We start from the raw sequence: 19,135 nt of genomic DNA, 5'->3' as shown, positions 1-19,135 counted from the left end.
TGAGTCGCCCCCGGCAGGGGGTGAAACAGGGATGCACCACCAACAAAAAAACCGCCCGGGGCCAAGGAGGCCCCCTTGAGCACGGAAATACTGACACTCCCTGGGGCCGGGGCAATTCACCCTCCAACACCCGAACTCGACCCAAAAACCCTCGAGCCCCACCATCCAAGGGTGGAAGTCGACCCAAAAACCCTCGAGCTCCACCGTCCAAGAGTGGAAGCCCACCCAAAAACCCTCGATCTCCACCATCCAAGAGTGGAACTCGACCCAAAAACCCTCGAGTTCCACCGTCGGAGACTGGAACTCCACACTAAAACCCTCAATCTCGACCCTCCGACATTCAATCCGAGCGACAAAAACAGCCGCCTTCGACCCTCCAACCCTCAAGCGTCACCCAAAAACCCTCAAGCTCCACCCTCCAACCCCCAAGCTCCGCCCAAAAACAGTCGACCCAACGTCTCTCCGAGGCCCGGCTTCCACCCAAAACCCCCGGAGTTCCGCTGTCCAAGGCCCAAGCTCGGCTCTCCGACACCCAAAGTCCGGGGTTTGACCCTCAGGCGCCACGCTTGGCGCCTCGTCTGAAGCCCGTTGCCTCGCATCCACGCAGCCCCAATCCCGCCTTTATGCAAAAAACGATGAACATTCCCTGAAACCATTCGTTCCCCGTACAAGACCCGCTCGGTAGTCTTGCTCCTATTCCAAATCCATCAGAGATCAGAAACGGAGCCTGCAAGATGATTCGCAAGTTTGTCTTCAACACCATCGCGGCTGCCATCGTGGCGGGGGGAACCGTGGGTGCGCATGCGGCAACGACACTGCTGAATGTGTCGTACGACCCGACGCGCGAGCTGTACAAGGAAATCAACACCGAATTTGCCAAGAAGTGGAAGGCCGAAACGGGTGAGGACATCACCCTGCGCGCTTCGCATGGCGGTTCGGGCAAGCAGGCCCGCTCCGTGATCGACGGGCTGGATGCCGATGTGGTGACGCTGGCGCTGGGCTACGACATCGACGCGATTGCCGAGAAGGGCCTGACGGGCAAGGACTGGCAGAAGCGCCTGCCGCACAACGCCTCGCCGTATACGTCGACCATCGTCTTCCTGGTGCGCAAGGGCAACCCGAAGGGCATCAAGGACTGGAATGACCTGGTCAAGCCGGGCATCGCCGTCATCACGCCGAACCCGAAGACCTCCGGCGGTGCACGCTGGAATTACCTGGCCGCCTGGGCCTATGCGCTGAAGCAGCCGGGCGGTTCGGACGCCACCGCCAAGGATTTCGTGCAGAAGCTCTACAAGAACGTGCCGGTGCTCGATTCGGGCGCGCGCGGTGCGACCACCACCTTTACCGAGCGCGGTATCGGTGACGTGCTGATCGCTTGGGAAGACGAGGCGCTGCTGGCGGCGCGCGTGGAAGGCAAGGACAAGTTTGACGTGGTGGTGCCGTCGATTTCCATCCTGGCCGAGCCGCCGGTGGCGGTGGTGGACAAGGTGGCCGACAAGAAGGGCACGCGCAAGGCCGCGGAGGCGTATCTCAAGTTCCTGTACACGCCGCAAGGGCAGGAGATCGGTGCGAAGAACTTCTATCGCCCGACCGACCCGGCTGTGGCGAAGAAGCACGAGAGCGAATTCCCGAAGGTGAAGCTTGTGACCATCGACGACACGTTCGGCGGCTGGCAGAAGGCGCAGAAGACGCACTTTGCCGACGGCGGGCAGTTTGACCAGCTCTATCAACCGGGCAAGTAAGGCCCACACGACGTAACGACATCGGGTGATCCGCATCATGCAAATCCTGACGATTTCCGGCAGCCCTTCGGCGCAATCGCGATCTGCGCGCCTGCTGGGCCACGTGCGTGCGCAGCTCGAGCGCGCCGGCGAGCAGGCGGACCACCTGGACCTGCGCAGCCTTCCGGCCGATGCGCTGCTCGGCGCGCAGGTGTCGGACCCCGCCATCGCCGATGCGGTGGCGCGGGTGGAAGCGGCGGGCGTGGTGATTCTCGCCACGCCGGTCTACAAGGCGGCCTACAGCGGGCTGCTCAAGACATTTCTCGATCTGCTGCCGCAGAGCGGGCTGCGCGACAAGGTCGTGCTGCCGATCGCCACCGGCGGCAGCCTCGCCCATACGCTGGCGATCGACTACGCGCTGCGGCCCGTGCTGACGGCGCTGGCGGCGCGCTCGATCCTGCCGGGCATCTTTGCAGTCGACTCGCAGATCGTTGTGGCAGATGACGGCGTGAGCGTCGACCCAGCGCTGCAGCAGCGCCTGGATGACGGCGTGGAGCGCGTGCATCAGGCACTGGCGCTGGCACGGCATCCGGCCGTGGCGCAGGTCATCGTTTCGAGCCGCAGCGCGGTGCGTGCCACGTTCCAGGCCGCCGACGAAGAACGAATGCGATGTCTGGCGTGATGCGCTGACCGCGCCGCCGTTACACACGCCGCTCACTGCTTTCCCGTTGTTGTCACGCCGCGCAGCCGCTGCGCGCGGATCGTGCCGCCCATACACCCCGCATCGACCGAACTTGCCATGAAAACCCATTCGCCCCTGCGCAGGACTTTGACCCTTGCCGCCACGCTGCTTGCCACGCTCGGCGCGCCCGCCGCATTTGCCAACAGCGATGCGCCGCCCCCGACCGCTGCCAAGCAACTGCGCATCGGCTATCAGAAGTACGGCACGCTGACGGTGCTCAAGGCACGCGGCACGCTGGAAAAGCGCCTTGCCGCCCAGGGCATCGAAGTGAAGTGGACCGAGTTTCCCGCGGGCCCGCAATTGCTGGAAGGCCTGAACGTGGGCGCCATCGATTTCGGCACCACGGGTGAAGCGCCGCCGATCTTCGCGCTGGCTGCCGGCGCGAATCTCGTCTATGTCGGCAACCAACCGCCTGCGCCCACCGGCGAGGCGATCATCGTGCCGAAGACTTCGCCGCTCAAGAGCGTGGCCGATCTCAAGGGCAAGCGCGTCGCCTTCAACAAGGGTTCGAACGTGCATTACCTGCTGGTGAAGCTGCTGGAAAAGGCCAACGTGCCTTACAGCGATATCCAGCCCGTGTACCTCACGCCCGCCGACGCACGTGCCGCCTTTGAACGCGGCGCCGTCGACGCCTGGGTGATCTGGGACCCGTTCTTTGCCGCGGCTGAACAGCAGCTGGGCGCGCGTGTGCTGGCCGACGGCACGGGCGTGGTCAACAACTCGCAGTACTTCCTGGCCTCGAAGGGCTATGCGGGCGCACGGCCCGATGTGCTGAACATCGTGCTGGATGAACTGAAGAAGACCGACACCTGGGCCGCAGCCAACCCGAAGGATGTGACGACCATTCTCGGCCCGCAGCTCGGCCTGGAGCCGGCCGTGGTGGCGCGGTCGGTGTCCCGCATTGCCTATGGCATCCAGCCCGTCGGCGCAGAGGCCCTGGCCGACCAGCAGCGCATTGCCGACACGTTCCACACGCTCAAGCTGATTCCGCGTCCGGTGAAGGTGGCCGACTCCGCGTGGCAGCCGACGACGCAACAAGCTGCGCGCTGATCGCCATGACCATCGACATCCAACGTCGCCGCCTGCTGAGTGCCACCGTGGCAGGCGCATCGCTCGCCACGCTCGGGCCGGTCGCGCACGCTACCAATGCCGCAACCGCCGCCCCGGCAGCTGCCGGCCTGCCCAAGGTGACGCCGCCCGCGCAACTGCGCATCGGGTTCCAGAAGAGCGCGGTCAACCTCGTCATCGTGAAAGAGAACCGGGCGCTGGAGCAGCGCTTTCCGGGCACCAAGATCAGCTGGCTGGAGTTTCCGGCCGGGCCGCAGCAGCTCGAAGCGCTGTCGGCGGGCAGTCTCGATCTCGCCATCACGGGCGATACGCCGCCGGTGTTCGCGCAGGCTGCCGGCAAGGATTTGCGCTACGTAGGCGTGGAGCCGCCCAAGCCGGACAGCTCCGCCATCCTCGTGCAGCAGGATTCGACGCTCAAGACGCTGGCAGACCTGAAGGGCAAGCGCGTGGCGCTGCAGAAGGGTTCGAGCGCGCATTTCCTGATCGTGCGGGGCCTGCAGAAGGGCGGCCTGAGCTTTGCCGACATCCAGCCCGTGTACCTGACGCCGGCCGATGCGCGTGCTGCCTTCGAGCGCGGCAGCGTCGACGCCTGGGGCATCTGGGACCCGTACTACGCCGCCACGGAACTCGCGATCAAGCCGCGCGTGCTCGCCACCGGGCGCACGCTCACGTCCAACAACTCGTTCTATTTCGCGCCGACGGCCTTTACGGAAAAGCACGGCGACACCATCGCCGCCATCTTTGCGGAGCTGTCGCGCGCCGATCGCCTCGTGCAGGAAAACCGCAAGGAAGCCGCGCAGCGCATTGCAGACTTCTCCGGGCTGTCGCTGGCGACGGTGCATCTGTTCCTGTCGCGCCGGCCGCCTTCGCCCGTGCGGCCGGTCACGCCCGAAGCGGTGGCCGAGCAGCAGCGCGTGGCCGATGCCTTCCACGGGCTGGGGCTGATTCCGCGCCCGGTCAAGCCGATCGAACTGGTCTGGCACCCGACCCCGGCGCAACTGGCCATTGCCCGCGCTTGAGTTGTTGCGTTGATCTGAGAACAACACAGTCCAAGGAGCTGTCATGCAAGTTTTCTGGTTCATCCCGACGCACGGCGACAGCCGTTATCTCGGCACGGCCGAGGGCGCTCGCCAGGTCGATCAAACCTATCTGCAGCAGGTGGCCGTGGCCGCCGATACGCTCGGTTACGAGGGCGTGCTGATTCCCACCGGCCGCTCGTGCGAAGACCCGTGGATCGTGGCCGCGAGCCTGATTCCCGTCACCAAGCGCCTGCGTTTCCTGGTGGCAGTGCGCCCCGGGCTGATGGCACCGACACTGGCCGCCCGCATGGCCGCCACGTACGACCGTCTGTCGAACGGCCGCTTGCTCGTGAACCTCGTCACCGGTGGTGACCCGTCGGAGCTGGCAGGCGATGGCCTGTTCCTGGACCACGCGCAACGCTACGAAGCCTCGGAAGAATTCATCCGCATCTGGCGCGAAACGCTGGCGGCCAGCCACGAAGGCGCCGCGCTGGATTACACCGGCAAGCATCTCAGCGTGAAGGGTGCAAAGGTGCTGTATCCGCCGGTGCAGCGGCCGCATCCGCCGGTGTATTTCGGTGGGTCGTCGGAGGCGGCGCACGAACTGGCAGCGGAGCAGGTCGACACGTATCTGACGTGGGGCGAACCGCCTGCCGCCGTGGCCGAGAAGCTGGCCGACGTGCGGGCGCGCGCTGCCAAGCATGGCCGCACCGTGCGCTTCGGTATCCGCCTACACGTGATCGTGCGCGAGACGGACGATGAAGCCTGGGCCGCCGCAGACAAGCTCATCAGCAAGCTTGACGACGACACCGTGGCGCGCGCGCAGGAGGCGTTCCGCAAGATGGATTCCGCCGGCCAGCAGCGCATGGCCGCGCTGCATGCCAACGGCGTCAAGCGCACGCGCGCCGATCTGGAAATCAGCCCGAACCTGTGGGCCGGCGTGGGTCTGGTGCGCGGCGGTGCCGGCACGGCGCTGGTGGGCGATCCGCAAACCGTGGCCGCGCGCATGCAGGAATACGCGGAGCTGGGCATCGATACATTTGTGCTGTCCGGTTATCCGCATCTGGAAGAGGCCTACCGTTTTGCCGAACTGGTGTTCCCGCTGTTGCCGCGCTCGGTGCGCGACAAGCTGCCGGGCAATGTGCTGAACGGGCCGTTTGGCGAAGTGATTGCCACCGGCATCGTGCCGCGCGTGGCGGCAAGCTGAGCCGAGAGGAGCAGGGCGATGGCATCCGAGTCGAAATCCAAATCAACATCGAAACAGAAGGCGAAGGCAAACGCCTTCCTGCGCACCGCCCAGCAACGCCTGGCGCCGTGGATCGTGCCGCTTGTGCTGCTGGTGCTGTGGCAGGCCTCGGCACAGTGGGGCTGGCTGTCGAACCGCATCCTGCCGGCACCGCTGGACGTGGCGAAATCCGCCGTGGCGCTGGCGCGCTCGGGTGAGCTGTGGACGCACGTGGCCGTGAGCACGTGGCGCGCGCTGCTCGGCTTTGCGATCGGTGGTTCGCTGGGGCTGGCGCTGGGCTTGCTGACCGGCACCTTCCGCACTGCCGAGACCCTGCTCGACACCACGCTGCAGATGGTCCGCAACATCCCCGTGCTGGCGCTGATTCCGCTCGTGATCCTGTGGTTCGGCATCGACGAATCGGCCAAGCTGTTCCTGGTATCGCTGGGCGTGTTCTTCCCGATCTACCTGAATACGTATCACGGCATCCGCTCGGTCGATCCGGCCCTGGTGGAGATGGCCCGCAGCTACGGGCTCTCGCGTGCGCAGCTGTATCGCGAGGTGATCCTGCCGGGGGCACTGCCGCAGATCCTGGTGGGCGTGCGGTTTTCGCTCGGCCTGATGTGGGTGACGCTGATCGTGGCGGAGACGGTCTCTGCGCAGGCTGGCATCGGCTACATGACGATGAATGCGCGCGAGTTCCTGCAGACCGACGTGGTGCTGCTGGGCATCCTGCTGTACGCGCTGCTGGGCAAGCTGGCCGATCTGCTGTCGCGTGCGCTGGAGCGCTTCTGGCTGCGTTGGCACCCTGGCTATCAAGCAGCGGCCTGAGGCTGAATTGGAGAGACGCATGCAAAGCAACGCCACTGAACACGCCGCGCTGGCCGGCACCGCCTTGCACATCGAGCACGTCGTCAAACGCTATGGCGACCGTGAAGTGCTGCACGGTATCGATCTGGACATCACCCCGGGCGAGTTTGTCGTCATCGTCGGGCGCAGCGGCTGCGGCAAGAGCACGCTGCTGCGGTTGATTGCCGGGCTGGAAGGCATCGACGATGGCCACCTGCGTCGCGATGGCGACGCCGAAGACGGCCTGCACGACGATGCCCGCGTGATGTTCCAGGATGCGCGCCTGCTGCCGTGGAAGAAGGTGCTCGACAACGTCGCGCTCGGCCTGCCGAAAACACAGCGCGCGCAGGCCGCTGAAGTGCTCGCGCAAGTCGGTCTGGCCGAGCGGGCAGGGGAATGGCCGGCTCGCCTGTCGGGCGGGCAGCGCCAGCGCGTGGCATTGGCGCGTGCGCTGGTGCATCGGCCGCGCCTGCTGCTGCTCGACGAGCCGCTGGGCGCGCTCGACGCGCTGACCCGCATCGACATGCAGAACCTCATCGAAGGCCTGTGGCAACGCCTCGGCTTTACGGCGGTGCTCGTCACGCACGATGTGGCCGAGGCGGTGGCGCTGGCCGATCGCGTGGTGCTGATCGAAGACGGCCGCATTGCGCTGGATGAGCGCATCGACCTGCCGCGTCCGCGCCATCGTGGTTCGCCCGCGTTTGCCCGGCTGGAAGAAGCGATCCTCAACCGCGTGATGCAGCGCAAGAGCGATCCGAACGAAGTGACCGATGTGCGCCCGCACACGGCGTGGGCATCACCCTTCGACGTGTCTGCCACCGCCGTGCGCTGGGCCGTGTAAGGCGCTGCAAACCTTTCTCCTGAAAACATTCATTGGCACGTAGTGCCGTTGTCACCTAAGAAGGAACATCATGAGCATCCAAGCGATTAACGTACGCAACCAGTTTCGCGGGCAGATCAAGGAGATCATCCGGGGCGACGTGCTCTCGGAGATCGACGTGGAGACGCCGGCCGGCATCGTCACCTCGGTCATCACCACACGCTCGGTCGACAGCCTGGGCCTGAAGATCGGCAGCGAAGTGGTTGCGCTGGTGAAGGCGACTGAAGTCTCGATCGCCAAACTGTAAGGACGGGGAGGAGACGGCGACCCAACAAGGAGCCTCACCCATGAGCCTGATGCACACCACAGCAGTCGCACAATTTCTCGGCACATTGCCGAACGCGCCCGCGCCAGATCGCCACTTGTGGCGTGACGCCACCGGCCGCGTGCAGGGTCAGTTCTTCCACTGCGCGCTCACCAGCCTGTTTGAGCCGGTCTGGCAGCTTGCCGCCGATGGCGCGCTGACGCCCGCCGGCCACGAAGCGCTGATGCGCACGTGGACGCGCGACGGCGAGCTGGGCCTGAACCCGTGGAAGGTGTTTTCGCTGGCGTCGGATGACAGCACGCTGGTTGAACTGGACCGCCTGTGCCGGCTGGTGCATACGCTCAACTATTTTTCGCGCACCGATGCGGGGCGGCTGGTCGTCAATGTGCATGGCCGGTTGCTGGCGGCGGTGGCGGCCGACCACGGCAAGGCATTCCACCGTGCGGTGACGGCGCTGGGGCTGCATCCCGAGCAGTTCGTCATCCAGGTGCCGTCGACGGCGAATGACGATCTGGGGCTGCTGCTGTTCGTGGTGGACAACTACCGGCGCAACGGTTTCGCCGTGGCCGTGCAGGCATCGGACCCGGCGGAAGCGGGCGCGCTGCTCGTGCATGCCAAGCCGGCGTACCTGAAGCTCGATGCGCGGCGCGATTGGCGTACGCGGAACGTGGTGTCGCTGGCCGATTCGGCACGCGAGCTGGGCGTGACGCTGGCTTTGCGGCGCTGCGAGCGCCCGAGCGACCTGGAACTGGCGCGTGCCGCCGGCATCACGTATGTGCAGGGCAGCATCCTGCCCGGCGCGGAAGCTGAGCCGGACCCTGCGCCCGCGCCACAGGTGGTGCCAATGGCGCAGGCGCCGCTGGTGCAACAGCAGCAATCCGCGGCCGGCCTTTCTCTGACGCAATGAGCACGACATGGCACGCAGCGCACCCGCATCGGACGCATCCGCCTGGCAGTGGCCGGCAGACGCCGTCATCCTGACCGTTCCCGGCTTGCATGGCAGCGGCCCCGGCCACTGGCAGACGCGTTGGGAACAGCGCTTCCCGGCATGGCGCCGCGTGGAGCAGACGGACTGGTCGACGCCTGATCTGCCGCGCTGGTCGGCCCGTGTGGGTGAAGCGGTGCATGCGGCGCTTGCCGAGCGTCCGCCCACGCGCAGCAGGCGTCCCGTCATCCTGGTGGCGCATAGCTTCGGCTGCCTGGCGTCATTGCATTGGGCGGTGCAGACCAAGGATGCGGTGGCGGCGGTGCTGCTCGTCGCGCCGGCCGATCCGGACAAGTTCGGCGTGCGGGACCTGCTACCCGGCCGCACGCTGCCGTTCCCGGCTACGCTTGTCGCCAGCCGCAATGACCCGTGGATGCCGCAAGGCAGCGCCATCGACTGGGCCGCGCGTTGGGGCACGGAGTTCGTGGATGCCGGCGAGGCCGGCCATATCAACGCCGATTCCAACCTCGGTGAATGGGACGCCGGCCTGACCTTGCTCGATCGCCTGATCGGTCGCGCGAGTGCACAAGACATCACCCGCGACGGCGCCGACTGGCAAGCGCAGTGGGATGTCTTACCGAGCACCCCTTATATCTAAAACGATGATGCACATGCGCAAATATTCGTTTTCGTCATAAGAACAGTCCGCCACAATCGGTTCATCTGCATATCGGCCGCAGTGTTTTGCTCTGCGGCCATTTTTATCGGTGCGCTGATGAGCCTGCCTTCCGCGTTTTTTTCCTCCAAGCGGCGTAAGCCCGCCAATGTGCTGCCCGGCTTCGGGCTGGCGCTGGGCTTTTCGCTGCTGTACCTCGCGCTGATCGTCCTGATCCCGCTGTCGGCAACGGTCCTCAAGACGTTCACCATGACGTGGGACGCGTTCTGGACGACCGTCACCGCGCCGCGCGTGGTGGCGTCGTACAAGCTGACGTTCGGTGCCTCGCTGATCGCGGCGGTGATCAACCTCGTGTTCGGGCTGATCGTGGCGTGGGTGCTGGTGCGCTATCGCTTTCCGGGCAAGCGGCTGATCGATGCGCTGGTCGACCTGCCGTTTGCGCTGCCGACCGCGGTGGCCGGCATTGCGCTCACCGCGTTGTACGCGCCGAATGGCTGGATCGGCTCGCGGCTGGAACCGCTGGGGCTGAAGGTCGCGTTCACGCCGCTGGGCATCGTGGTGGCGCTGACGTTCATCGGCCTGCCGTTTGTCGTGCGCACGGTGCAGCCGGTGCTGGAAGATCTTGAGTCCGAACTGGAAGAGGCGGCTGCCAGCCTGGGCGCCACGCGCTGGCAGACCTTCACTCGCGTGATTCTGCCGACCTTGCTGCCCGCCTTGCTGACCGGTTTCGCGTTGGCCTTTGCGCGTGCCACCGGCGAATACGGCTCGGTCATCTTCATCGCCGGCAACATGCCGATGGTTTCCGAGATCACGCCGCTGATGATCTATTCCAAGCTGGAGCAATTCGACTACGCGGGCGCCACGGCCATTGCCGTCGTCATGCTCGGTATCTCGTTCACGCTGCTGCTGGTGATCAATCTGCTGCAAGCGTGGACGCGCCGCCGCGGCAATCGCAACGACGCCATCGAGCGTGCCCCCGAACCCCCGACCGCCAACGCGGCAGCTGGAGCCTGACATGGCCGGTACTGTTTCCCGTCAACTTGGTCAGGCGCCTGCTGGTGGCCGCCGAGGCGCCACCGCAGAGTCCGCCTGGGTGCGCGCAACCCTGATCCTCGTTTCGTTCGTGTTCCTGGCGCTGTTCCTTTTCGTGCCGCTGGCGAGCGTGTTTGTCGAGGCGTTCAAGAAGGGCGTCGACGTGTATCTCGAGGCGTTGATCGAGCCCGATGCGCTTTCGGCGATCTATCTGACGCTGACCACCGCAGCGATTGCCGTGCCGCTGAACGTGGTGTTTGGCGTGGCGGCGGCATGGGCAATCGCCAAGTTCGAATTTCGCGGCAAGAACCTGCTGCTGACATTGATCGACCTGCCGTTTTCGGTGTCGCCCGTCATTGCCGGCCTGATCTACGTGCTGCTGTTCGGCGCACAGGGCTGGTTCGGGCCGTATCTCTCCGATCACGATTTCAAGATCATTTTTGCGGTGCCGGGCATTGTGCTGGCGACGGTGTTCGTCACGTTTCCGTTCGTGGCGCGCGAGCTGATTCCGCTCATGCAGGCGCAGGGCAGCGAAGAGGAAGAGGCCGCCATCGTGCTCGGCGCCTCGGGCTGGCAGACGTTCTTTCGCGTGACGCTGCCGAACATCAAGTGGGGCCTGTTGTACGGCGTGATCCTGTGCAACGCGCGGGCGATGGGCGAGTTTGGCGCGGTGTCAGTGGTGTCGGGCCACATTCGCGGGCTGACCAACACGATGCCGCTGCACGTGGAAATTCTCTACAACGAATACAACTTTGCGGCCGCGTTTGCCGTGGCGTCGCTGCTGACATTGCTGGCGCTCGTCACGCTGGCGCTGAAGACGCTGGTCGAATGGCGCAGCCGTCGCGAGCTGGCTGATGCTGATGCCGGCGTGGGTGAAGGCCCGGGGCAGCGCGTGGCGCAACCGACATCCCATTCGAACTCGCACGTCTCCGTGCAATCTCCGCTGGAGGGAAGCGCAGCATGAGCATCCAGGTTCAACACATCACCAAGCGCTTTGGCAATTTCATTGCCCTCAACGATGTTTCGCTCGACTTCAAGCAGGGCGAACTGACTGCGCTGCTGGGCCCGTCGGGCTGCGGCAAGACCACGCTGCTGCGCATCATCGCGGGTTTGGAGCATGCCGATTCGGGCACGATTCACCTCAACGGCGAAGACGCATCGGACCAGCATGTGCGCGAGCGTCAGGTCGGCTTCGTGTTCCAGCATTACGCGCTGTTCAAGCACATGACGGTGTTTGAGAACGTCGCCTTCGGCCTGCGCGTGAAACCGCGTGCGCAGCGGCCGAGCGAAGCGCAGATCCGCGCCAAGGTGAAGGAGCTGCTGGAACTCGTGCAGCTGGATTGGCTGGCTGATCGCTACCCGCCGCAACTGTCTGGCGGGCAGCGTCAGCGGATTGCCCTGGCGCGCGCGCTGGCAGTGGAGCCGCGCGTGCTGCTACTCGACGAGCCTTTCGGCGCGCTCGATGCCAAGGTGCGCAAGGAACTGCGCCGCTGGCTGCGCCGCCTGCACGACGATCTGCATGTCACGAGCCTGTTCGTCACGCACGACCAGGAAGAGGCGCTGGAAGTGGCCGACAACGTGGTGCTGATGAACCGCGGCCAGGTGGAGCAGGTCGGCAGCCCCGATGCGGTCTACAACACGCCGGCCACGCCGTTCGTCTACGGCTTCCTCGGTAACGTGAACCTGTTCCACGGCCGCCTGGAAGAGGGCGAGGGCGGCAGCGTGCTGCACGTGGGCGATTCGGCCATCGCCGTGCCGTCGGGCGGTGTGGATTCGTCCCGCGCCGATCAGGCGGTGGCCTTCGTGCGCCCGCACGAAATCGACCTCGAGCGCTATGCACCGGGCGCCGAGGGCATTCCCGTGACGCTGCGCCGCGCGCTCACGCTGGGCGCCATCGCGCAGCTTGAGCTGGAGCGCGAAGACACCGACGACATCATCGAAGTCTCCCTGCCCATCGAGCGCTTCCGCGCCGAGGGCTTCCGTGAAGGCGAAACACTGGTGGTGCGCCCGCGCGCGATCCGCGTGTTCGCGCAAGGCAATGCACGGCCCGTCGCGCAAGCCGCCGTGTAACACGACGCTCCGACGACAACCAATACGAGAGGACACGAGCCATGAACTTCCAGCAACTGCGTTCCATTCGCGAGGCGGTACGCCGCCAGTTCAACCTGACCGAAGTCGCCAACGCGCTGTACACGTCGCAGCCCGGCGTGTCGCGGCAGATTCGCGAGCTGGAGGATGAGCTTGGCGTGGAGATTTTCGAGCGCTACGGCAAGCGGCTGACGGGCCTGACCGAACCGGGTCGCGAGATCGTCCGCATTGTCGAACGGCTGCTGCTCGAAGCCGAAAACCTGCGCCAGGCTGGCGAGGAGTTCTCCGGCCGGCAATCCGGCCGCCTGACCGTGGCGACCACGCACACGCAGGCCCGCTATGCGCTGCCGAAGGTGGTGCAGTCGTTCCGCAAGGAATACCCGCACGTCACGCTGGCGCTGCAGGAGGCATCGCCCTCGCACATCGTCGAGCTGCTGCTGACGGGGCAGGCCGATATCGGTATCGCCACCGAAGCCGTGGCCAACGAGCCGGGGCTGACGTCGTTCGAGGCGTACCGCTGGCGTCACGTGCTGGTGGTCAGCCCGGACCATCCGCTGACCAAGAATCCACTCCCGACGTTGGAAGACGTGGCGCAGTATCCGCTCATCACGTACGACGCGGGCTTCACGGGCCGACGCAACATCGATGCAGCATTTGCCAGCGCGGGCCTGCACCCCGAGATCGTGCTGACCGCCATGGATGCCGACGTGATCAAGACGTACGTGGCGCTGGACGTGGGCGTGGGCATCATCGCGTCGATGGCGTATGACGGCCGCAAGGATGACAACCTCGTCTGCATCGGGGCCGATCACCTGTTCGAGCCGAACACCACGCGTGTGGCGGTGCGCCGTGGCGCGTATCTACGCGGCTATGCGCATGACTTCATCGGGATGTTCGCGCCGCATCTGTCGCGCGAAACGGTGGCGGAAGCGGTCGCTTCCACGGTGGTGACGCAATCTGCGCGGGAGGCGCTGGCGGCGTAATCGTCCTGCGGGCGGGGCGGCCGCGCACCGTTCATCCGCCCAATCGCACCATTCGTCGCATCGGCATGGCGCCTGCCTGGGCGCCATTCCTATACTGCGGACATCCTCGGTTCCACTAGAGACCGCCATGTCCGCCGTGCCCTATACCCAAGCCTCCCCATCGACCGAATCCGACGCCGCCTTGCTGCGCCGGGCTCGACACCGCGCCGGCGCGCGCCTGGGGTTCCGGATTCACCTGCTGTCGTTTTTGGCGATTAACGCCGGGCTGGCCGTGATTGCGCTGTCGCGCGGCCAGTTCTGGTTTGTCTGGCCGCTGCTGGGGTGGGGCCTGGGCCTGGCCGCACACGGCCTGAGCCTGGCCTGGAGCCAGGGCAACGGTTACCAGCGCATGGTCGAGCAGGAACTCGCCCGTTTGCGCGAGCAAGCCGGCCGCCAGTGATGCGGGAAACCCCAAGCTTCAACGCCGGAGAACCCTCCGGTAAGATCGCCCGCATGTTCGCCAATGTGTCGTTCCCTTCGCTTGCGGATTGCCTGCGCCTAGCCCGGCGCTGGGTGATCCGCTACGCCGTCATCATCGTCATCAATACGCTGATTGCGGCGGTGCTTGCGTTCGGCATCCGGCCGGAAGAGACCTTCTGGAAAGACTTCATCTTCAGCCAGGCAATCGGGCTGGCGATGTTCTCGTTGATCGGCATTCCGCGCCACGTGCTCTGGGGCGACGGCCCGCCCAACAAGAAGGTGTTTCCGTGGATCATCGTGGGCGCAGTGCTGATCGGCGTGCCGCTGGGGCAGTGGATCGCACGGACGATCCTGTGCCTGAATAGCGTCAACCCGGAACCCTGGCGCGCGGACAGCCTGCGCATGAGTTTCATCATCGCCATGCTGGCCGCGCTGGGCGCAACGTATTACTACTGGTCGCGCGGCAAGCTGGCAGCACTGCAGCGCCAGGCGGCACTCGATGCGCTGGAGCGCGAAGAGGCCGAAAAGCAGGTCGTGCGTGCGCAGCTGATGGCCCTGCAGGCGCAGATCGAGCCGCACTTCCTCTTCAACTCGCTGGCGCACGTCGATGTGCTGATTGCGCGCGATCCGGCCGCCGCGCGGCGCCTTCTGCAGCATTTGATCGGCTTTCTGCGCAGTTCACTTTCGCACGCACGCGCCGAGCAGTGCACGCTGGCGCAGGAATTTGCGCTGCTGCGCGCGTATCTCGACATCCAGGCGCTGCGCTTCGGCAATCGGCTGCGTTTCTCATTGGCGCTGGACGATGCCATCGCCAATATCGTCATTCCGCCCATGCTGATTCAGCCGCTGGTGGAAAACGCCGTGGTGCACGGCATCGAACCCGCGCGCGAGGGCGGCGAGATCGCCCTGTCTGCGCGCCTGGCTGCCGGCCATGACGGCGAGCGCCTCGTGCTGGAAGTGCGCGACACGGGCGTCGGCTTCGGCAACGACGGTGCCAAGGGCTCCGGGCTGGGGCTCACGCATGTGCGTGAACGTCTGTCGCGCCTGTTTGATGGCGACGCGCGGCTGACGATCACCGAGACCGTGCCGCACGGCGTGACGATCATCGTCGAATTGCCGCTGGCGCATGAAACGGCGCCTGCACCGTCTCAAGCCGATGCGCCGGAATGGCGCTGCCGCTTCTCTCGCTCCACGGCCAACGCCACTGCCACCGCTGCGCTGTCTTCGCGCGCCTCTGCCGGAACCTGATCGATGCCTGCTTCCCCCCGCTTGCTGATTGCCGACGATGAACCGGCGCTGGCTGAGAACCTCGTCGCCGAGCTGACGGCGCTGTGGCCCGATGCCACGCTGCTGCCGGCCGTGCACGACGGCCAATCGGCGCTCGACGTGATTGACGACGCGGCCGACGGGGAGGCGCCCGATGTGGTCTTTCTCGACATTCGCATGCCGGGGTTGTCGGGGATTGACGTGGCGCGCGAGCTGTCGGCCAGGGAAGACCGGCCGCTGGTGGTGTTCGTCACAGCCTATGACCAGTTCGCGCTCGACGCCTTCGAGCAGGCCGCGGTCGACTACGTGCTCAAGCCCGTGCAGACCGAGCGCCTGGCCGAGACCGTCAAGCGGCTGAAGGACCGGCTCGGCACGCGCCCGAACGGCAACGCCCGCGCCACCGCCGCCACGGACCCGGCGCAGACGCTGGCTGAACTCGTCGAGCGCCTTGCGGGGCTGCAGGGCGCGGCCCAAACGCGAGCCACGCCGCAGGGTGGGTATCTGCGCTTCATCAAGGCGCTGGTCGGGCAGGAGGTGCGCTTCATCCCCGTGGACGACGTGATCTACCTGGAAGCGACCGACAAATACGTCAACGTGGTAGCCGGCAGCGGCGAATCGCTCATCCGCACCAGCCTGCGGGAGTTGCTGACCCAGCTCGACCCGGAGCACTTCTGGCAGGTGCATCGCGGTACGGTGGTCAACGTGGCGCATGTGTCGAGCGCCGTGCATCTGTCGCTGGGCCGTCTGGGGCTGAAGATACGCGGGCGCACCGAGACGCTGCCGGTCGCGCGGCAATACGCGCATTTGTTCCGGCAGATGTAGTCGCCGCGGGGGCGGCTCCGCTATGATCCTTCGTGTCGTCAACGGATCGAGAGCGAAAGCACCCGCCATGGAGACACCCGCCGCACGCCCCGCCAGCAACGTTGCCGAGCCACGCCACGGCGGCCAGATTCTTGTCGATGCACTGGTTGCCCACGGCGTCGACTTGGCCTTCGGCGTGCCGGGCGAAAGCTACCTCTCCGTGCTCGAAGGCTTCTACCAGCGCCGCGACCGTGCACGCTTCATCGTCTGCCGGCAAGAAGGCGGCGCCGCCAACATGGCCGACGCCTACGGCAAGCTCACCGGTCGTCCCGGCATCGTCTTCTGCACACGCGGGCCGGGCGCCACCAACGCCAGCATTGGCGTGCACACCGCATTTCAAGACTCCACGCCGCTGATCCTGTTCATCGGGCAGGTCGGCCGCGATTTTGTCGATCGCGAAGCGTTCCAGGAAATCGACTACCGCCGCATGTTTGGCCAGATGGCCAAGTGGGTCGCGCAGATCGACAGTGTCGAGCGCATCCCCGAATACATCGCGCGCGCCTTCCAGACCGCCACCGCGGGCCGCCCCGGCCCCGTTGTGCTGGCGCTGCCGGAAGACATGCTGACCGAGGTTGCGACCGTGCCGGATGTGCCGCCCGAGGTGGCAACGAAAGCCCGCGCGATGGCCTGGCCCGGCCCGCATGACCTTGCCCAACTGAAGACGCTGTTGCAGAACGCCGAGCGCCCGATGCTGCTGCTGGGCGGCTCCGGCTGGACGCCGCAAGCGGCCGCCCGCATGCAAGCCTTTGCCGAGCGCTGGAATTTGCCCGCGGGCTGCGTGTTCCGCCGGCAAGACCTGTTCGACAACCGCCACCCGAATTACGCTGGCGATGTCGGCATCGCCATCAACCCGAAACTCGCGGCACGCGTGAAAGACGCCGACGTGGTGCTCGCCATCGGCACACGCCTGGGCGAGATGACGACCTCCGGATACACGCTGTTCGATGTGCCACGCCCGAAGCAGACGTTGATCCACGTGCACGCCGGCGCTGAAGAGTTGGGGCGTGTCTACCAGGCCGACCTGATGATCCACGCGTCGATGCCCGCGATGGCCGAAGCGCTGGATGGCGTGTCGCCGGATGCGCCACCGCGCTGGTCCGCCTGGACAGAAGCCGCCAACGCCGACTACCGCGCCAACATCGCGCCGCCGCCGTTCGGTGGCAAGGGCATCGACATGGCCCGTGCCATGCAGTGGCTGCGCGAGCGCCTGCCGCACAACAGCATCCTGACCAACGGCGCAGGCAACTACGCTACGTGGCTGCATCGCTTCTATCAATACGGTGCGCTGGCGGCAGGCTCGCGTACGCAGCTTGCGCCGACGAGCGGCGCGATGGGCTACGGCGCACCGGCTGCCGTGGCCGCCAAGATCGTCAGCCCCAGTACGCCCGTCATCTGCATGGCCGGCGACGGCTGCTTCCTGATGAACGGCCAGGAGCTGGCGACCGCCATGCAGTACAACGCGCTCGTGATCTTTATCGTGGTCAACAACGGCATGTACGGCACCATCCGCATGCACCAGGAGCGCGAGTACCCCGAGCACGTCAGCGGTACGGAGCTGCGCAACCCGGACTTCGCCGCGCTGGCCAGAGCCTACGGCGCTGAGGGGCACACGGTGCGCTCCTTCGAAGGGTTTCAGTCGGCGGTGGAAACCGCGCTGGCGGCAAGCGTTGCCACCGTCATCGAAGTGCAGACCGATCCGAACATCATCAGCCCGCGCGCGACGATCGATTCGCTGCGCGCGCAGTCACGCAGTTGATTCCGCTTTCATTTTTCGTTTTCGCCAACGCCATCCACCCATTGCCATGACGATGATTCCTGTAACCGACCTGTGCGACATGCACGAAGACAAGCTGGTGTACGGAAGCCTGCGTGTGCTCACGCCGGTCTTCCGCAGCTTTGGCAAGCGCGCCGCGTTTGCCGGCCCGGCTTCCACGCTCAAGGTGTTTGAGGACAACGGCCTGGTACGCGCCGCGCTGGAAGAGCAGGGCGCAGGCCGCGTGCTGGTGATCGACGGCGGCGGCTCGTTGCGCTGCGCGCTGGTCGGCGGCAACCTCGGCAAGCTGGCCGAAGAGAACGGCTGGGAGGGCATTCTGCTCAACGGCTGCGTGCGCGATACGCGCGAGCTGGCCGAATGCAACGTCGGCATCCACGCCCTGGCGGTGCATCCGCGCAAGAGCATCAAGAAGAACGCCGGGCAGCGCGAAGTGGGCGTGCAGATGCCGGGTGCGTACATCCAGTCCGGCGAGTGGGTCTATGCCGATGAAGACGGCGTGCTGGTTTCGCAGGACATGCTCGAATGAACCACGCCAATGCCATCCATGTGTTCGTCTACGGCACGCTGCGCGCCGGGGAGGCGAACGACCTGCGGGTTGCTGCGGCAAAGCGCGGCATTCCCGAGCCGGAGCTGCTCGGTACGGCCATGTTGCACGGCCGCCTGTACGACTTTGGTGCGTACCCCGGCCTCGTGCTGGACCCGACCGGCACCGCCGTGCGCGGCGATGTGTATCGGATCGACGCGGCGCTCGTTCCGGTGCTGGACGAGATCGAAGAGGTCTACCCGGGCGGGGACGCGCTGTTCCTGCGCGAGAACCACGCCGTCATGCTGGGCAGCGAACCGGTCGACTGCATTGTGTATCCGGTCAGCCCCAAACACATTGCCGGACGTGCTGTGATTACGGGCGGGGATTGGGTGGCGCATCGCCTGGCACGCACCTGATGAGATTCGAGGCTCAAAAAAACGCCGCATCTGCGGCGTTTTTTGTGCCCCTGCGATGTGATGGGCAGGTGCCCACGATTTTTCACAATGCGGAAAGGGGTTTTGGTCCGCAAAAATTCCGCGTCGCACAGCACCATCGCTGTCTTTCATGATAGAAAAGATCTTTCCGTATCGTGAAATATCGTTGGTAAGCCTTTGAAAAAAAAGAATTAAAAACTTACGCGGGGAAGCATCTTCTCCTTGTTGCATTGCACTGCCCGTTTCTACACTCTTATATAAGACATATGACTTGAGCCACCCAGCGGCGCCCCAAGAAGGCGCCAGCGGCTCAAGGCGCAGAGTGAGTTACCGGTTATTTGA

At 65.6% G+C, this 19,135-nt stretch carries 20 protein-coding genes; all 20 read left to right on the top strand.

What is annotated here, in order from left to right; translation table 11 throughout:
• Positions 1 to 734 precede the first annotated feature (734 nt).
• The 20 genes from ABIC76_RS18610 (at position 735) to ABIC76_RS18515 (ending at position 18,775) form a co-directional block, all read left to right on the top strand.
• Positions 735 to 1,742, top strand: coding sequence for a sulfate ABC transporter substrate-binding protein (locus tag ABIC76_RS18610; RefSeq protein WP_102067077.1), 1,008 nt, complete (start codon positions 735 to 737; stop codon positions 1,740 to 1,742).
• Positions 1,743 to 1,779: 37 nt separating this feature from the next.
• The gene (gene ssuE / locus ABIC76_RS18605; protein WP_045787849.1) at positions 1,780 to 2,403 is read left to right on the top strand and encodes an NADPH-dependent FMN reductase; all 624 of its coding nucleotides are present in this window, start codon (positions 1,780 to 1,782) and stop codon (positions 2,401 to 2,403) included.
• A 117-nt stretch (positions 2,404 to 2,520) separates the two neighbouring features.
• Positions 2,521 to 3,513 carry a sulfonate ABC transporter substrate-binding protein gene (locus tag ABIC76_RS18600; protein WP_354534875.1) on the top strand — a complete coding sequence of 331 codons (993 nt, stop codon included), beginning with the start codon at positions 2,521 to 2,523 and terminating at the stop codon, positions 3,511 to 3,513.
• 5 nt (positions 3,514 to 3,518) lie between these two features.
• Positions 3,519 to 4,550, top strand: coding sequence for an aliphatic sulfonate ABC transporter substrate-binding protein (locus tag ABIC76_RS18595; RefSeq protein ID WP_354534874.1), 1,032 nt, complete (start codon positions 3,519 to 3,521; stop codon positions 4,548 to 4,550).
• A 43-nt stretch (positions 4,551 to 4,593) separates the two neighbouring features.
• A complete protein-coding gene (gene ssuD / locus ABIC76_RS18590) occupies positions 4,594 to 5,757 on the top strand; it encodes an FMNH2-dependent alkanesulfonate monooxygenase (protein ID WP_027677527.1) in 1,164 nt (387 codons plus the stop codon).
• A gap of 18 nt (positions 5,758 to 5,775) precedes the next feature.
• Complete coding sequence (ssuC, locus tag ABIC76_RS18585; protein WP_354534873.1) at positions 5,776 to 6,606, top strand: aliphatic sulfonate ABC transporter permease SsuC; 831 nt, start codon at positions 5,776 to 5,778, stop codon at positions 6,604 to 6,606.
• 19 nt (positions 6,607 to 6,625) lie between these two features.
• Entirely contained in the window at positions 6,626 to 7,465 is an 840-nt protein-coding gene (locus ABIC76_RS18580; RefSeq protein WP_354534872.1) for an ATP-binding cassette domain-containing protein, read from the top strand.
• 70 nt (positions 7,466 to 7,535) lie between these two features.
• Positions 7,536 to 7,751: a TOBE domain-containing protein gene (locus tag ABIC76_RS18575; protein WP_004626558.1), complete on the top strand. Its 216-nt coding sequence runs from the start codon at positions 7,536 to 7,538 to the stop codon at positions 7,749 to 7,751.
• A gap of 40 nt (positions 7,752 to 7,791) precedes the next feature.
• Positions 7,792 to 8,676 carry an EAL domain-containing protein gene (locus tag ABIC76_RS18570; protein WP_343549635.1) on the top strand — a complete coding sequence of 295 codons (885 nt, stop codon included), beginning with the start codon at positions 7,792 to 7,794 and terminating at the stop codon, positions 8,674 to 8,676.
• A 7-nt stretch (positions 8,677 to 8,683) separates the two neighbouring features.
• Entirely contained in the window at positions 8,684 to 9,352 is a 669-nt protein-coding gene (locus ABIC76_RS18565; protein WP_354534871.1) for an RBBP9/YdeN family alpha/beta hydrolase, read from the top strand.
• Positions 9,353 to 9,469: 117 nt separating this feature from the next.
• Positions 9,470 to 10,384 carry a sulfate ABC transporter permease subunit CysT gene (gene cysT / locus ABIC76_RS18560; RefSeq protein ID WP_147216560.1) on the top strand — a complete coding sequence of 305 codons (915 nt, stop codon included), beginning with the start codon at positions 9,470 to 9,472 and terminating at the stop codon, positions 10,382 to 10,384.
• Between the two features lies 1 nt (position 10,385).
• A complete protein-coding gene (gene cysW, locus ABIC76_RS18555; RefSeq protein ID WP_354534870.1) occupies positions 10,386 to 11,366 on the top strand; it encodes a sulfate ABC transporter permease subunit CysW in 981 nt (326 codons plus the stop codon).
• Positions 11,363 to 12,472: a sulfate/molybdate ABC transporter ATP-binding protein gene (locus tag ABIC76_RS18550; protein WP_354534869.1), complete on the top strand. Its 1,110-nt coding sequence runs from the start codon at positions 11,363 to 11,365 to the stop codon at positions 12,470 to 12,472. The genes cysW and ABIC76_RS18550 overlap by 4 nt, the downstream gene beginning before the upstream one ends.
• Before the next feature lie 41 nt (positions 12,473 to 12,513).
• Positions 12,514 to 13,473: a CysB family HTH-type transcriptional regulator gene (locus ABIC76_RS18545; protein ID WP_027677519.1), complete on the top strand. Its 960-nt coding sequence runs from the start codon at positions 12,514 to 12,516 to the stop codon at positions 13,471 to 13,473.
• A gap of 127 nt (positions 13,474 to 13,600) precedes the next feature.
• Positions 13,601 to 13,912: a 2TM domain-containing protein gene (locus ABIC76_RS18540; RefSeq protein WP_354534868.1), complete on the top strand. Its 312-nt coding sequence runs from the start codon at positions 13,601 to 13,603 to the stop codon at positions 13,910 to 13,912.
• Positions 13,912 to 15,180: a sensor histidine kinase gene (locus tag ABIC76_RS18535; RefSeq protein WP_354534867.1), complete on the top strand. Its 1,269-nt coding sequence runs from the start codon at positions 13,912 to 13,914 to the stop codon at positions 15,178 to 15,180. Before ABIC76_RS18540 ends, ABIC76_RS18535 begins: the two co-directional genes overlap by 1 nt.
• Before the next feature lie 3 nt (positions 15,181 to 15,183).
• A complete protein-coding gene (locus ABIC76_RS18530) occupies positions 15,184 to 16,020 on the top strand; it encodes a LytR/AlgR family response regulator transcription factor (RefSeq protein ID WP_354534866.1) in 837 nt (278 codons plus the stop codon).
• A 67-nt stretch (positions 16,021 to 16,087) separates the two neighbouring features.
• The gene (locus ABIC76_RS18525; RefSeq protein ID WP_354534865.1) at positions 16,088 to 17,815 is read left to right on the top strand and encodes a thiamine pyrophosphate-binding protein; all 1,728 of its coding nucleotides are present in this window, start codon (positions 16,088 to 16,090) and stop codon (positions 17,813 to 17,815) included.
• Positions 17,816 to 17,861: 46 nt separating this feature from the next.
• Positions 17,862 to 18,359 (top strand): ribonuclease E activity regulator RraA, encoded by a 498-nt coding sequence (gene rraA / locus ABIC76_RS18520; RefSeq protein WP_027677514.1) that lies wholly within the window; start codon positions 17,862 to 17,864, stop codon positions 18,357 to 18,359.
• A complete protein-coding gene (locus ABIC76_RS18515) occupies positions 18,356 to 18,775 on the top strand; it encodes a gamma-glutamylcyclotransferase family protein (protein WP_027677513.1) in 420 nt (139 codons plus the stop codon). The genes rraA and ABIC76_RS18515 overlap by 4 nt, the downstream gene beginning before the upstream one ends.
• Positions 18,776 to 19,135 lie beyond the last annotated feature (360 nt).

This window comes from Ralstonia sp. 1138 (genome assembly GCF_040544795.1).
GTDB lineage: Bacteria > Pseudomonadota > Gammaproteobacteria > Burkholderiales > Burkholderiaceae > Ralstonia > Ralstonia flatus.
Note: the sequence above shows the minus strand (reverse complement) of the source record. Positions and strands in the feature narration are given on the sequence as shown.

Excerpts from the sequence above, each read along its gene's own strand:
- ABIC76_RS18610 (WP_102067077.1), top strand. The coding sequence starts at position 735 with ATGATTCGCAAGTTTGTCTTCAACACCATCGCGGCTGCCATCGTGGCG.
- ssuE (WP_045787849.1), top strand. The coding sequence starts at position 1,780 with ATGCAAATCCTGACGATTTCCGGCAGCCCTTCGGCGCAATCGCGATCT.
- ABIC76_RS18600 (WP_354534875.1), top strand. The coding sequence starts at position 2,521 with ATGAAAACCCATTCGCCCCTGCGCAGGACTTTGACCCTTGCCGCCACG.
- ABIC76_RS18595 (WP_354534874.1), top strand. The coding sequence starts at position 3,519 with ATGACCATCGACATCCAACGTCGCCGCCTGCTGAGTGCCACCGTGGCA.
- ssuD (WP_027677527.1), top strand. The coding sequence starts at position 4,594 with ATGCAAGTTTTCTGGTTCATCCCGACGCACGGCGACAGCCGTTATCTC.
- ssuC (WP_354534873.1), top strand. The coding sequence starts at position 5,776 with ATGGCATCCGAGTCGAAATCCAAATCAACATCGAAACAGAAGGCGAAG.
- ABIC76_RS18580 (WP_354534872.1), top strand. The coding sequence starts at position 6,626 with ATGCAAAGCAACGCCACTGAACACGCCGCGCTGGCCGGCACCGCCTTG.
- ABIC76_RS18575 (WP_004626558.1), top strand. The coding sequence starts at position 7,536 with ATGAGCATCCAAGCGATTAACGTACGCAACCAGTTTCGCGGGCAGATC.
- ABIC76_RS18570 (WP_343549635.1), top strand. The coding sequence starts at position 7,792 with ATGAGCCTGATGCACACCACAGCAGTCGCACAATTTCTCGGCACATTG.
- ABIC76_RS18565 (WP_354534871.1), top strand. The coding sequence starts at position 8,684 with ATGGCACGCAGCGCACCCGCATCGGACGCATCCGCCTGGCAGTGGCCG.
- cysT (WP_147216560.1), top strand. The coding sequence starts at position 9,470 with ATGAGCCTGCCTTCCGCGTTTTTTTCCTCCAAGCGGCGTAAGCCCGCC.
- cysW (WP_354534870.1), top strand. The coding sequence starts at position 10,386 with ATGGCCGGTACTGTTTCCCGTCAACTTGGTCAGGCGCCTGCTGGTGGC.
- ABIC76_RS18550 (WP_354534869.1), top strand. The coding sequence starts at position 11,363 with ATGAGCATCCAGGTTCAACACATCACCAAGCGCTTTGGCAATTTCATT.
- ABIC76_RS18545 (WP_027677519.1), top strand. The coding sequence starts at position 12,514 with ATGAACTTCCAGCAACTGCGTTCCATTCGCGAGGCGGTACGCCGCCAG.
- ABIC76_RS18540 (WP_354534868.1), top strand. The coding sequence starts at position 13,601 with ATGTCCGCCGTGCCCTATACCCAAGCCTCCCCATCGACCGAATCCGAC.
- ABIC76_RS18535 (WP_354534867.1), top strand. The coding sequence starts at position 13,912 with ATGCGGGAAACCCCAAGCTTCAACGCCGGAGAACCCTCCGGTAAGATC.
- ABIC76_RS18530 (WP_354534866.1), top strand. The coding sequence starts at position 15,184 with ATGCCTGCTTCCCCCCGCTTGCTGATTGCCGACGATGAACCGGCGCTG.
- ABIC76_RS18525 (WP_354534865.1), top strand. The coding sequence starts at position 16,088 with ATGGAGACACCCGCCGCACGCCCCGCCAGCAACGTTGCCGAGCCACGC.
- rraA (WP_027677514.1), top strand. The coding sequence starts at position 17,862 with ATGACGATGATTCCTGTAACCGACCTGTGCGACATGCACGAAGACAAG.
- ABIC76_RS18515 (WP_027677513.1), top strand. The coding sequence starts at position 18,356 with ATGAACCACGCCAATGCCATCCATGTGTTCGTCTACGGCACGCTGCGC.